The organism is Acidiphilium multivorum AIU301, from assembly GCF_000202835.1.
Lineage (GTDB): Bacteria > Pseudomonadota > Alphaproteobacteria > Acetobacterales > Acetobacteraceae > Acidiphilium > Acidiphilium multivorum.
Genome location: NC_015186.1, coordinates 1,195,932 through 1,208,791, shown reverse-complemented (window position 1 = coordinate 1,208,791; position 12,860 = coordinate 1,195,932). Strand labels below are relative to the sequence as shown.

At 69.6% G+C, this 12,860-nt stretch carries 11 protein-coding genes; 7 read left to right on the top strand and 4 right to left on the bottom strand.

Going from position 1 to position 12,860, the window contains the following annotated elements; all coding sequences use genetic code 11:
• Window positions 1-29: 29 nt before the first annotated feature.
• Window positions 30-419 carry a YidH family protein gene (locus tag ACMV_RS05250; protein WP_007422858.1) on the bottom strand — a complete coding sequence of 130 codons (390 nt, stop codon included), beginning with the start codon at window positions 417-419 and terminating at the stop codon, window positions 30-32.
• Window positions 416-1,315, bottom strand: coding sequence for a branched-chain amino acid aminotransferase (locus ACMV_RS05245; protein ID WP_007422859.1), 900 nt, complete (start codon window positions 1,313-1,315; stop codon window positions 416-418). The genes ACMV_RS05250 and ACMV_RS05245 overlap by 4 nt, the downstream gene beginning before the upstream one ends.
• Window positions 1,316-1,522: 207 nt before the next feature.
• Between ACMV_RS05245 and ACMV_RS05240 the strand changes: the two genes are divergently transcribed.
• The 4 genes from ACMV_RS05240 (at window position 1,523) to ACMV_RS21785 (ending at window position 5,773) form a co-directional block, all read left to right on the top strand.
• Complete coding sequence (locus ACMV_RS05240) at window positions 1,523-2,041, top strand: MarR family winged helix-turn-helix transcriptional regulator (protein WP_007422860.1); 519 nt, start codon at window positions 1,523-1,525, stop codon at window positions 2,039-2,041.
• Complete coding sequence (locus ACMV_RS05235; protein WP_011941820.1) at window positions 2,038-2,733, top strand: response regulator; 696 nt, start codon at window positions 2,038-2,040, stop codon at window positions 2,731-2,733. The genes ACMV_RS05240 and ACMV_RS05235 overlap by 4 nt, the downstream gene beginning before the upstream one ends.
• Window positions 2,730-4,055 carry an ATP-binding protein gene (locus ACMV_RS05230; RefSeq protein WP_013639775.1) on the top strand — a complete coding sequence of 442 codons (1,326 nt, stop codon included), beginning with the start codon at window positions 2,730-2,732 and terminating at the stop codon, window positions 4,053-4,055. The genes ACMV_RS05235 and ACMV_RS05230 overlap by 4 nt, the downstream gene beginning before the upstream one ends.
• A gap of 236 nt (window positions 4,056-4,291) precedes the next feature.
• A complete protein-coding gene (locus ACMV_RS21785) occupies window positions 4,292-5,773 on the top strand; it encodes a glycosyltransferase family 4 protein (RefSeq protein ID WP_269447785.1) in 1,482 nt (493 codons plus the stop codon).
• On the opposite strand, the gene ACMV_RS05220 is transcribed toward ACMV_RS21785, so the two are convergent.
• Window positions 5,730-6,437, bottom strand: a complete 708-nt coding sequence (locus ACMV_RS05220; protein WP_013639774.1) for an SIMPL domain-containing protein — start codon at window positions 6,435-6,437, stop codon at window positions 5,730-5,732. The genes ACMV_RS21785 and ACMV_RS05220 overlap by 44 nt on opposite strands.
• 264 nt (window positions 6,438-6,701) lie before the next feature.
• Between ACMV_RS05220 and ACMV_RS05215 the strand changes: the two genes are divergently transcribed.
• Both ACMV_RS05215 and ACMV_RS05210 read left to right on the top strand, forming a co-directional pair.
• Window positions 6,702-8,234, top strand: a complete 1,533-nt coding sequence (locus ACMV_RS05215) for a DEAD/DEAH box helicase (protein ID WP_013639773.1) — start codon at window positions 6,702-6,704, stop codon at window positions 8,232-8,234.
• A complete protein-coding gene (locus ACMV_RS05210) occupies window positions 8,231-9,457 on the top strand; it encodes an acyl-CoA dehydrogenase (protein ID WP_007423737.1) in 1,227 nt (408 codons plus the stop codon). Before ACMV_RS05215 ends, ACMV_RS05210 begins: the two co-directional genes overlap by 4 nt.
• Before the next feature lie 52 nt (window positions 9,458-9,509).
• On the opposite strand, the gene ACMV_RS05205 is transcribed toward ACMV_RS05210, so the two are convergent.
• Window positions 9,510-10,346: an N-acyl amino acid synthase FeeM domain-containing protein gene (locus ACMV_RS05205; RefSeq protein ID WP_007423736.1), complete on the bottom strand. Its 837-nt coding sequence runs from the start codon at window positions 10,344-10,346 to the stop codon at window positions 9,510-9,512.
• Between the two features lie 279 nt (window positions 10,347-10,625).
• Here ACMV_RS05205 and ACMV_RS05200 point away from each other — a divergent pair, with 279 nt between their 5' ends.
• Window positions 10,626-12,860: a putative bifunctional diguanylate cyclase/phosphodiesterase gene (locus ACMV_RS05200; RefSeq protein WP_148361047.1), complete on the top strand. Its 2,235-nt coding sequence runs from the start codon at window positions 10,626-10,628 to the stop codon at window positions 12,858-12,860.

The window sequence follows — 12,860 nt, the reverse complement described above, 5'->3', positions numbered from 1 at the left end:
CGCAGGGGGCAGCCCGCCCCGCGCAGGGATCAGCCCGTCCCGTGCAGGATCGTCGCCGCGAGATAGACGGCAAGCCCGACCCCGAGGGCGACGATCATCCCCGCCAGCGCGAGGTCGAGCCGGTCGCTCTCCGGCGCGCGGGCGTCCTCGTCGATGATCGCGCGCCGGTTGCCGACGAATCGCAGCATCGCCGCCGCCACCATCATCGCGCCGGCGACGATCAGCGCGATCCCCACCGCGTCGGACGCGAGCGTCCCCGAGACGGTGAACTTCCGCCCCAGCGACTGCCCGGCGACCTGGAGAAAGAGGTTGAAGCGTTCGACCAGGAAGCCGAACGCCATCACCGCGATCGCGGTGCGCACCCAGGCGAGGAAGGTGCGCTCGTTCGCCGCGTGGTCGCTGAACCGCGGAACGGTCACGCCGCCCGCTTGGCCACCTCTTCCGGCGACATGTGGACGAGCGCGGTATAGTCCGCGATCAGCGTCTCGGTGATCTTCCCCGGCGTGAAGGTCAGCTCGCCGATCTGGCGCACCGGCGTCACCTCGGCGGCGGTGCCGGCGAGGAACACCTCGCTCGCCTTCGCCATCTCCTCGGGCTTGATGTGCCGCTCATGCACCGGAATCTGCCGCGCGCGGGCCAGCGCCATCACCGTGCGGCGGGTAATGCCGTCGAGGAAGCAGTCCGGCGTCGGCGTGTGCAGTTCGCCGTCGATCGCGAAGAAGATGTTCGCCCCCGTCGCCTCGGCGACATGCCCGTCGAGGGTGAGCATCAGCGCGTCGTTGAACCCCTCCGCCTCGGCCGCGTGCTTCGAGAGCGTGCCGATCATGTAGAGCCCGGCGGCCTTCGAGGCGGTCGGCGCGGTGCGCGGATCGGGCCGGCGCCACGGCGCCATGCCGAGGGTGATGCCCTTCATCCGGTCGTTGCCGAACAGGTTCGGCCACGGCCAGGCGGCGATGGCGAGGTGGATCTTGGTCTGCTGGGCGGAAACCGCGAGCATCTCCGAGCCGCGCCAGGCGATCGGGCGGATATAGGCGTCGGTCAGCCCGTTCGCCTTCAGCACCTCGTTGCAGGCGGCGTCGATCGCATCGGCGCTGAAGGGAATGTCGAAGCCGAGCAGCTTGCCCGACTGGATCAGCCGGTTGGTATGGTCGCGCAGGCGGAAGATGTTCCCGCCATACGACCGCTCGCCCTCGAAGACGGCGGAGGCGTAATGCAGCCCGTGCGTCAGCACGTGCAGCTTGGCGTCCCGCCAGGGGCGCAGCTCGCCGTCCCACCAGATCATGCCGTCGCGGTCGTCAAACGGAATCAGACTCATCGCCTCGCGTCCTCTTTCATGTCGGTCCCCTCTGCCGAGGAACCCGGAACCATAATTTGTCCGCGGCCGATGGCCAAGCGATGATTGCCGGAGAGCAGGATTGACGTTTTGGCGGCGGTTGCGGCCCGCCCGCGCAACGGTTCTTGCAGGAAAGCCATAAATCCTGTCTTATCACAGCGTCCCCGCTTCAGTATGGGCAAGGGAGCCATGCACGAAAAACCATCCCAGCCCGGCACGGCCGCCGGCCTCCTGTTCCTGCGCGAGGAAGAGCTTCGCCTCGCCCAGGACATGATCTTCTTCGCCAACCGCGACCTCGTGGCCGCGGCCGACGCCATCCTTGCGGAAATCGGCTTCGGTCGCGCGCATCACCGGACGCTGCATTTCATCGGCCGCAATCCCGGCCTGCCGGTGGGCGAGCTGCTTCACATTCTCGGGATCGCCAAGCAGAGTCTCGCCCGCGTCCTCGGCCCGCTGATCCGCGACGGCTATGTCGAGCAGACCCCCGGCCGGGCGGATCGCCGCCAGCGCCTGCTCAGCCTCACCCCGGCGGGTGCCGCGCTGGAGCGCAAGCTCTTCGAGGCCCAGCGCGAGCGCCTGATCGCCGCCTTCCGCGAGGCCGGCGGCCCCGCCGTCGAGGGCTTCCGCAAGGTGTTGCGCGGCATGATGAAGGAAGAGGCCCGCGCCTATCTCGACCGGGCCGAGGCCGCGCGCAACGCGCGCCGATGAGCGCCACCGCCGCCCACATCCTGCTGGTCGACGACGATGCCCGCCTGCGCGCGCTGATGCAGCGCTACCTCGTCGAGAACGGCTTCCGCGTCACCGTCGCCGAGAGCGCCGCCGCCGCGCGCGAGACCCTGCGCGTGGTCGACCCCGACATGATGGTGCTCGATGTCATGATGCCCGAGGAAACCGGGCTCGAACTGATCGAGTCGCTGCGCGCCGACCGCGCGCCGGACCTGCCGATCCTGCTGCTCACCGCCCGCGGCGCGCCGGAGGACCGCATCGCCGGCTTCGAGGCGGGGGCGGACGACTATCTCGGCAAGCCGTTCGACCCGCGCGAGCTGCTGCTGCGCATCCGCGCCATGCTCCGCCGCGCCGCCCCGCCGGCGCAGGCGGCCGGCCCGGTCCGGCTTGGTGCGGCGAGCTTCGATCCCGCCCGCGGCGAGCTTTCCACCGAGCGCGGCCCGGTCCGCCTCACGGGTGGCGAGGCGAGCCTGCTCGCCGTGCTCGCCGCCCGCGCCCACGAGGTCCTCTCGCGCGAGGCGCTGGCCGAGATCCTCGGCATGGACGAGGCCGGCGAACGCGCGATCGACGTGCAGGTGACCCGCCTGCGCCGCAAGATCGAGCCCGACCCGCGCGAGCCGCGCTACCTGCAGACCGTGCGCGGCCGCGGCTACGTCCTCAAGCCGGGTCCATGAGGCTCGCCCCGCGCGGTCTCGAGCCCGACCGCGTGCTGCGCAAGATCCTGCCGCGCAGCCTGTTCGGCCGCACCCTGCTGATCGTGATCCTGCCGCTGATCCTGCTCGAGGGCGTCGCGCTACAGATCTTCTACGGCAGCCATCTCGACGTGCTCTCCCGCCGCCTCGCCGGCAGCGTCGCCGGCGAGATCGCCTTCGTGCTCGACCAGGCCGCCCTGCACCCCGCCAGCAGCGCGCGGATCTTCGCCCATGCCGGGCAGCGCTTCCAGTTCCGCTTCCATTTCCACGCGGGAGAAACACTCACCCCGCGCGGCCTGCCCCATGTCTTCGGCCCGGTGGATACCGACCTCGCCCGCGCCCTCCGCCGCGACCTCAACCGGAAATTCTCCCTGGTCTGGAACGGCCCGCCGGGGATGATCCGCGTCGATGTCCAGCTCGCAACCGGGGTGATGACGGTCGACGTGCCGCGCAAGCGCCTCTATGTCGGCGCGCTCTACATCTTCTTCGCCTGGCTCGCCGGCGTCACCATCCTGCTGCTCGGCATCGCCATCCTGTTCCTGCGCAACCAGGTCCGCGCCATCCGCCGGCTCGCCCTCGCCGCCGAGGCCTTCGGCATGGGGCGCGATCCCGGCCCGATCCGCCCCGAGGGCGCGATCGAGGTCCGCCGCGCCGCCACCGCCTTCAACCGCATGCAGGACCGCATCCGCCGCTTCCTCACCCAGCGCACCGCGATGCTCGCCGGCGTCTCGCACGACCTGCGCACCCCGCTCACCCGGCTGCGCCTCGCCATCGCCATGCTGCCGCCCGACATCGCCGACACCGACGGCATGAACGACGACGTGACGGAAATGGAGCGGCTGATCGGCCTCTACCTCACCTTCGCCCGCGGCGAGGGCACCGAGCAGCCCCAGCCGACCGACATCGCCCTGCTGATCGAGGATCTCGCCGCCCGCGCCGCGCGCGGCGGCGCCGCCATCGCGCTCGACCTCGCGCACCTGCCGCAGGCGGTGGTCCGGCCGGAGGCGATGCGCCGGGCGCTGTCCAACCTGCTCGACAACGCGGCCCGCCACGCCCACCGCATCGTCGTCGCGGCGGCGCCGGAAGGCGGGCAGATGCTGCGGATCGTCATCGACGACGATGGTCCCGGCATCCCCGCCGAGCGTCGCGAGCAGATGCTGCGTCCCTTCGAAAGCGGCTCGGCCGCCGGCACCGGCCTCGGCCTCGCCATCGCCCGCGACATCGTCGCGGCCCATGGCGGCACGCTCCGCCTCGATACCAGCCCGCTCGGCGGCCTGCGGGTGGCGATCACGATCCCGCTCTGACCCGCCGCCGTCCGGCACGGCATGGCAACGATATGGCCGGAAGCTATGCCAAAATTTAACCTCAATGGGCGTGCACCCTCAACCTGCGCGTGTCATATGTTGCGTCGCAAACACATTGTCGCCGGGATTGGCGGTTACGCCCAAGCCGATCGGAACGACGGATTCGACGAGGAACGCCGTTCAAATGCCCAACCGCGTGTTCTTTTCGCGTCTTCTTTTGAGGTAGCAGCGCATTGTTGATCTGGCTGGATCTTGAGAACCTGATCCGACATGTCGAATCCGGGCACCGCCCCAGCGGTATCCAGCGGGTGACGTTCGAACTCTCCGCATCCCTGGTGGCCGCCGGCGGCGGCGCGGTCCGGGTCTGCCGCCATGCCCGCGCCCCTCATGGTTTCGTCGAGCTCGACTGGGCGGATGTCGAGGCCCGGCTCGCCGCGCTGATGACGCGCGATGCGCCCGCCCGGCGCGAGGCGCCGTCCCCGCGCGAACGGCCGGAAGCGGCCGGCGCGCTGCGCCGGGCCTTCCGCCGCCTGCCGGACGAGATGCGGATCCCGGCCCACGCGGTCTGCCAGGCGGAGCACGAGGCCGCGCGGGGACTCCGGTCCGCCGGGGCCGCCCAGCTGAAGGCGATGCGCGGCCTGGCCGCCGTCGCCGCGGGCGGCTGGCGCCTGGCCGCCGCCGCCGTGCGCCTCCGCGTCCTGCCGCGCCGGCGCGACGTGCGCGTGCCGGACGCTTTCGCTCCTCCGGTCGCCTTCGCCGCCGGCGACGTGCTGCTGGCCATCGGCGCCACCTGGCCGTTCCCCGACTATGCCGCCCGGATCGACGCCGCCCGCCGCGACGGCGTGCGCTTCGCCCCCTTCGTCTACGACCTGGTTCCCGCCCTGTTCCCCGAATGGTCGGCCCGCTCCACCACCACCGGCTTCCGCACCTGGATGGAGACGGTGCTGCCCCAGGCCGACCGCCTGTTCACCATCTCCCACGCCACGCGCCGGGCCCTGCGCGATCATGCGAAGCGCGCCGGCCTGCCGATCCCGGAGGCGATTCCCGTGCCGGTCGGCGCGCATTTCCCCCGCAAGGCCGATCCCGATGCGGCGCCCCTGCACCCGCGCCCCTACGTGCTGTTCGTCTCCACCATCGAACCGCGGAAGAACCATGCCGGCATGCTGCGCCTCTGGCGCGAGATGATCATGCAGGAAAAGCCGGACCTCGTGCCCGACCTCATCCTCGCCGGCCGCATCGGCTGGATGTCGCAGGATTTCATCACCCAGTGCGAGAATGCCGGCTGGCTCGGCGGCAAGCTGCGCCTGATCGAAAGCCCGACCGACGCCGAGCTGGCGATCCTCTACCGCGACTGCCTGTTCACGATCTATCCCTCCTTCTACGAGGGCTGGGGCCTGCCGGTCACCGAGAGTCTCGGCTTCGGCAAGCCGGTCGTCGCCTCCAACACCGCCGCGATTCCCGAGGCGGGCGGGCGCTTCTGTATCTATTTCGATCCCAACGACCTCGGCGACGCCCGCCGCGCGATCAGCGGCCTCGTGCGCAATCCCTCCCGCCGCGCCGGGCTCGAGGCCGACATCGCGCGCAATTACCGCCCGCCCTCCTGGCCGGACGCGGCGCGCCTGATCCTCGACGTGCTGGCCGACGACGCCGTCGACCTGCCCGCCGCACCCGCCGTCATTTCGCTGCCGGCACCAGCTCTATCGTCGCCGACAGGCTGACCCGCTCCTCGATCGCCGCCGGCCGCGCCACCGGCGAGGCCGCGCGCCCCGCCACCATGAGGCCGCCGAACACCGGGCGAACCGGCGGGCCGTCCACCTGCACGGTGCGGATCGTGCCGACCGTCTCGCCGAGCGAACGCGCCACCGCCTGCGCCTCGGCCCGCAGCCGCCGCACCGCATCGCCGATCGCGCGCTCCCGCGTCGCCGCCGCCGTCGCGGCGCTCAGCCGGCCGTCGAGCGACTGCAGGCGCGCGCCCGCGTGCTGGAGCTGCCCGATCAGCCCGCGCAGCCCCGCCGCCGCCGGCGCGCCCGGCGCCGCGTCGCAGGAGAGGCTCAGCTCCTGCCGCGCGATCCACGCGGTCCGCTTCGCGTCCGTCGGGGTCACGAAATAGCTCCCGGTCGTCGCGCGGACGCCGGCCACCCCGTCCGCCGCGTGCAGCGCCGCCGCCATCGCCCGGTTTTCCCTCTCCTGCGCCGCCGCCGCGTCCGGCGCCTCGCCGACGATCTCGAGCGTCGCCGCCGTCGCATCCGGCAGATGCCGCGCGCTGCCGGTCACCGAGAGGGTGAGGGTGGTCGCGCCTTGCCGGTGCGGTGCCGCGGTTGCGGCGAGCGGTGCCGCGAGCAGGGCGGCGCCCAGCGGGAGAAGCGCGGTGAATCGGGCCATGGATGTCTCCTTCCGGGCAGTGCCGTCGTGCCGTCCGCGGCCGCTCCGGCGCGGGCGGGGCGGCCAGCCTAACACGCCCCCGGCGTTCCGGGCAGGCCGCGCGCCAGCCCGCCATTCACTTGACTTTTCGGCGGTCAGAACGGATATCAACGATCTCGGGGCAGACGCAACTGCGCCCCCGTCTCGCGTCTGGCCGCTCCGCAACGAATCGGGAGCGAGCGGATGCGGGCACTCCTGCTCCTCTTGTCCGAATTGGTCTGAATATTGTCCGAGTCCAAGGATTTCGTGCCGCACCCACAGGAAGACGCCGCCGCCGAGGCTGCCGAAACGCCGCCCGCCTCCGGCTTCGCGTCGCTCGGCCTGTCCGAGCCGATCCTCAAGGCCCTTGAGGAAAAGGGCTATCTGAACCCGACCCCGATCCAGGAACAGGCGATCCCGACCGTGCTCATGGGGCGGGACGTTCTCGGCTGCGCGCAGACCGGCACCGGCAAGACCGCGAGCTTCACCCTGCCGATGCTCGACATTCTCTCCGGCTCCCGCGCCCGGGCGCGGATGCCGCGCTCCCTCATCCTCGAGCCGACGCGCGAGCTCGCCCTCCAGGTCGCCGAGAATTTCGTCCAGTACGGCAAGCACCTGAAGCTCAACCATGCGCTGCTGATCGGCGGCGAGAGCATGGGCGAGCAGCGCGACGTGCTGACCCGCGGGGTCGACGTGCTGATCGCCACCCCCGGCCGCCTGATCGACATCTTCGAGCGCGGCGGCCTGCTGCTGTCGGACGTGCGGGTGCTGGTGATCGACGAGGCCGACCGCATGCTCGACATGGGGTTCATCCCCGATATCGAGCGGATCGTCTCCCTCCTGCCAACCATGCGGCAGACGCTCTTTTTCTCCGCCACCATGGCCCCGGAGATCCGCCGCCTGGCCGACGCGTTCCTCTCGAACCCGAAGCAGATCACCGTCTCCCGCCCGGCCACCGTCGCCACCACGATCACCGAAGGCCTGTCGCTGGTCGCCACGCACGACAAGCGCGAGGCCCTGCGCCGGCTGATCCGCACCGAGGACGTGCAGAACGCGCTCGTCTTCTGCAACCGCAAGCGCGATGTCGACATTCTCTGCAAGTCGCTGACGCGGCACAAATTCTCGGCCGGCATGCTGCATGGCGACATGCCGCAATCCGCCCGCTTCGCGACCCTCGAGCGCTTCAAGGCCGGCGAGATCCGCCTGCTGGTCTGCTCCGACGTCGCCGCCCGCGGCATCGATATCGGCGGCCTGTCGCATGTCTTCAATTTCGACGTCCCGCACCACGCCGAGGATTACGTCCACCGCATCGGCCGCACCGGACGGGCGGGAATGCAGGGCCGCGCCCTGACCCTGGCCACGCCGGCCGACCGCGCCGCGGTCGACGCGATCGAATTGCTGATCGGCCACCCGATTCCCCGCCTCGCCGTGGACGGTCTCGATCCCGTCGAGTGGGAGGAGGCCGAGTCCAGGGGCCGCCGCCGGGGCGGCAAGCCCGCCGCCAAGGCCGCGCCGCCGGCGAAGAAGGCGCCCAAGCCGGCCGCCCGCGCCGAGACCCCGCCCGCCGCCGAGGAACAGCCCGTCCCCCGCCGCAGCAGGGAGCCGGGCAACCGCCGCGGCGGCCGCGAGGATGCCGGCCCGCGCGAGCCGGTCGTCGGCTTCGGCGATGATATTCCGGCCTTCATGCAGATCCGCCGCCGCGCCCGCCCGGCGGCCGGACCGGATACCGACGGGCAGGACGGAAAAGACCAGAACGAGGATACGGAAATCGCCGCATGAACGAGATGAAACGGGTCGTGGAAACCGGCGCGCACAAGCCGGCCGGCAAGGGCAGCTTCACGCCATTCGAGTGGGACGACGCCCTTCACCTTGACACGCAGCTGACGGAAGACGAGCGCGCCATCCGCGATGCGGCGCATGAATACTGTCAAAACAAGCTCTTCCCGCGCGTTCTTAAAGGTTTCCGCGAAGAAACCTTCGACCGTTCGATCATGTCCGAAATGGGCGAGATGGGCTTTCTCGGCGCCACCCTCTCCACACATGGCTGCGCCGACGTCTCCTACGTCGCCTACGGGCTGATCGCCCGCGAGGTCGAGCGCGTCGATTCCGGCTACCGCTCGGCCTTCTCGGTGCAGTCCTCGCTGGTGATGTACCCGATCTACGCCTTCGGGTCGGAGGCGCAGAAGGACAAGTACCTGCCGAAGCTGCGCGCCGGCGAATGGGTCGGCTGCTTCGGCCTCACCGAGCCCGATGCCGGCTCCGATCCGGGCTCGATGCGCACCCGCGCGAAGAAGGTCGATGGCGGCTACATCCTGAACGGCTCGAAGACCTGGATCAGCAACTCGCCGATCGCCGATGTCTGCCTGGTCTGGGCCAAGGACGACGAGGGCGTGATCCGCGGCTTCCTCGTCGACCGCGGCTCCAAGGGCCTGGAGACGCCGAAGATCGAGGGCAAGTTCTCGCTCCGCGCCTCGGTCACCGGCATGATCATGCTCTCGGACGTCTTCGTCCCCGAGGATCACATGCTGCCCGGCGTGAAGGGGCTGCGCGGCCCGTTCTCCTGCCTCAACAACGCGCGCTACGGCATCGCCTGGGGCGCGCTGGGGGCCGCCGAGTTCTGCTGGCACGCCGCCCGGCAATACACGCTGGATCGCAAGATGTTCGGCCGCCCGCTGGCCGCGACCCAGCTCGTGCAGAAGAAGCTGGCCGACATGCAGACCGAGATCACGCTCGGCCTGCAGGGCGCGCTGCGCCTCGGCCGCCTCCTCGATGCCGGCGAGGCCGCGCCGGAAATGATCTCGCTGATGAAGCGCAACAATTGCGGCAAGTCGCTCGACATCGCCCGCCTCGCGCGCGACATGCACGGCGGCAACGGCATCGTCGACGAGTACCATGTCATCCGCCACATGGTGAATCTCGAAACCGTCAACACCTACGAGGGCGCGCACGACGTCCACGCGCTGATCCTCGGCCGCGCCCAGACCGGCCTGTCCGCGTTCTGAGCGTCCTCCCGCCGGCGCCGGCCCTGCTGCGCGGCGCCGCCGGGTGGTCCACCTACCCTATGGTTGCCGCCACGGCGCCGAGCCCCTGCGGGATAGGCGCCCCGGCCAAGATCTGATTCACGACCAGATCTTTGCGCGACGCGACCCGTTCGCCGAATACCGGCACGGGTTGCCCGGTTACCAACCCGAGATAGGTGTCGTCGGAGAGCGAAATCTCGGCGAGCGACATAAGCTTGCCTGGAATCCCGCGATGCTCGTTGGTCTTGCAGCCCATCAGCACGGTCTGCACGTCGAGCCCGGGATAGTCGCGTGCCGGAGCGATCTCGCAGAAGCCCATTCGCCGATAGAAGGGCGCGTGATTGACCGTCACCGCCGCGAATATAATCTCGGCGCGGAAATGCAGGATCAGGTAGCCGACAATATGGTAAAGTCCCATCAGGAGAGTTATGTCGCGCGCATGATGCGGGCTGCACGCGAGCCGCGTGATCTCGACCGCCCGCGGCCTCCGGCCGCCCGCTGCCAGCCCGTCGAGGCAGGTGTCGATCTCGTCGCGGAACATCGCCGCGGCGGGCAGATCGCCAGGCCGGTCGTTGCCGTCGCAATGGCCGAGCATGCAGACCCGCACCGACGCCGCGGGCTCTCCATGGTTGTAAAGAACCACCGTCTTGCTCAGCGGAGACTCGTCATAAGTATCGGAAAACAGCGCCTCGCTGCGCGGCGCAAGATAGCCGGCGGCGACATAGGCCTCGTATCGCAATGCCAGGGCTTCGCGAAACGTCTCGTCGTCGTCGATAACGAGGCGGGCCGTCACGCTGTCGGACCGGCGGGCCGGGAGAGGAGCGCTCTCCGTCGTCCGTAAAAATTGATGTCCGAGGATCGAGCCGTCCATAGGGATCTCCTTTGTGAACAAGCGGGCAACAATGCTTTATCCGCTCTGAACGCTTAACAGATCAGTGGTGATTCCTTTGTTCCATCAATGGAAAATTTCCGGTAAACCTTGCTTTGATCATGCTGGCGAGTACCCGTGAACAAGCAGCAACAATCGTTGGTTCAAATAATTAAACAATCGCGTCTATATAATGCGGTCTGGGCCACGGATGTTGTCCCGGAACAGCTTGTTGCACCGATCGCCATTGAAGGGCTCGAACTCCGGATCAGGCTGACGCGCGTGGCCAGCATTGCCGGGCTGCTGGTCGCCGGCGCCATTGCGATCGATTTCGGCGCGACGACCCGACGGCCGGCGGTGCTCGCCGCCTTTCTGTTGCTTCAACTGACCTATGTCGCGCTATTCTGTTTCACTGTGGCATGGCCTCTGGTGCGCCGCCGGGTTGCCGGGTTTGATCGCGCACGCGTCCTGTTCAACCGCCTCCTGTTCGCGCTGGGCGTCTTCTGGGCGGCCTATCTGATCCTGCTGATGCGGGCATCAGGGCCGGCTAGTCAGGCTCTCATCCTGAGCATCATGTGTGGCCTGATCTCGACGACGATCGCCGCCGGCCCGCTCTCCTCGACCCTCGCTTTCTGGACGCCGCTGACGGCCGGCGCCTTCATCGCCCTAAATGTCTCGCATGATCTCTGGCGGCCGGTATTTGTCGTTTCAGTGGCGATCTACTCCGCCTTCGTCTTCTTCACGATGGTCGCCGTCAACCGCCGCATGCTCGAACGCAGCGTCAACGCCCTCGAGCTCAAGCGCACCAGCGAGACGATCCAGATGCTGCTGCGCGATTTCGAGGAGAACGCGAGCGACTGGCTCTGGGAGACCGACGCGGCGCTGAACCTCGTTCATCCCTCGGCGCGGCTCGCCGAGGTGGCGCACCGCCCGGCCGGCGAAATCCGCGGCAACCTGTTCGATTTCATGGCCGGAACCGACGCCGCCCTGGCCAGCCCGGCGGATCCGGCCATCGATCCCTATGCCGAGCTCCGCCGGCAGATCCGCATGCGCCGCCCGTTCCGCGATCTGGTGGTGCCGGTCTCGGCCGCGGGCGAGCGGCGCTGGTGGTCGCTGACCGGCAAGCCGACGCTCGATCACGAGGGCGCCTTCGCCGGCTATCGCGGCGTCGGCTCGGATGTCACGGCCATGCAGCGCTCCCGCCAGCGCATCGACTTCCTCGCTCAGCACGACACGCTGACCGAGCTGATCAACCGCGCCGCCTTCGGCGTGCTGCTCGACCGCGCGCTCGCCCCCGGCAATGCCTGCGGCGCGGCGCTGCTCTATCTCGACCTCGACCAGTTCAAGGCGGTGAACGACAGCTACGGCCACGGCCTGGGCGACATCCTGCTGCGCGCCGTCGCCAGCCGGCTGCGCAACGCCATCCGCGAAACCGACACCGCCGCCCGCCTCGGCGGCGACGAATTCGCCGTGCTGCTGCCCTCGAACAGCCGGATCGACGCCACCGCGATGGCCGACCGCATCATCGAGCGCCTGTCGCGCCCCTACCGGTTCGACGGCGTCTCAGTCGAGATCGGGGTGAGCATCGGCATCGCGCTCGCCCCCGCCGATGGCGACCGCCAGGACCTGCTGTTCCGCAACGCCGACCTCGCACTCTACCGAGCCAAGAACGACGGCCGCGGCACCTGGCGCCTGTTCGACCAGGCGATGGACCGCCAGGTCCAGAACCAGCGCAGCCTGCGCCGCGACATCAAGCGCGCCCTGCACGACGGGCAGCTCTTCGTCGAATACCAGCCCGTCGTCTGCCTGCGCACCCGCCGCATCCGCTCCGTCGAGGCGCTGGTCCGCTGGCGGCATCCGCAGCGCGGCATCATCGGGCCGGAGGATTTCATCGCCATCGCCGAGCGCTGCGGCCTGATCGGCGCCGTCACCCGCCACGTCCTGACCGAGGCCGCCTCGCTGGCCATCCGCCTGCCGTCCTCGGTCTCGGTCGCGATCAACCTCTCGGCGCTGCACCTGCGCGAGGCCCTGCTGTTCGACCAGCTCTCGGCGGTGATCTCCACCTCCGGCCTCGCCCCCGAGCGCGTCGAGTTCGAGGTGACCGAGACCGCGCTGCTGACCACGGACGACCGCACGATCGACAATCTGCGCCGCCTGCGCCGCTTCGGCTGCCGCATCGCGATCGACGATTTCGGCACCGGCTTCGCCTCGCTCTCCACGCTGCGCTCCTTCCCCTTCGACCGGCTCAAGATCGACCGCAGCTTCATCCACGAACTCGGCCGCGCCGAGAACGGCGAGCGGATCGTCAAGGCGATCGTCGAATTCGGCCAGACCCTCGGCCTGCTGATCACCGTCGAGGGCGTCGAAACCGAGGAACACGCCGCGATGCTTTACGGCTATCGCGACATCGATGCGCAGGGCTACCTCTTCTCCCCGCCCGTCTCCGGGGATAGGATAGTGGCCATCACGGGTTCGGGCGTCGCGACGATCGCGCCGGCCGAACCGGCGACCATGTGA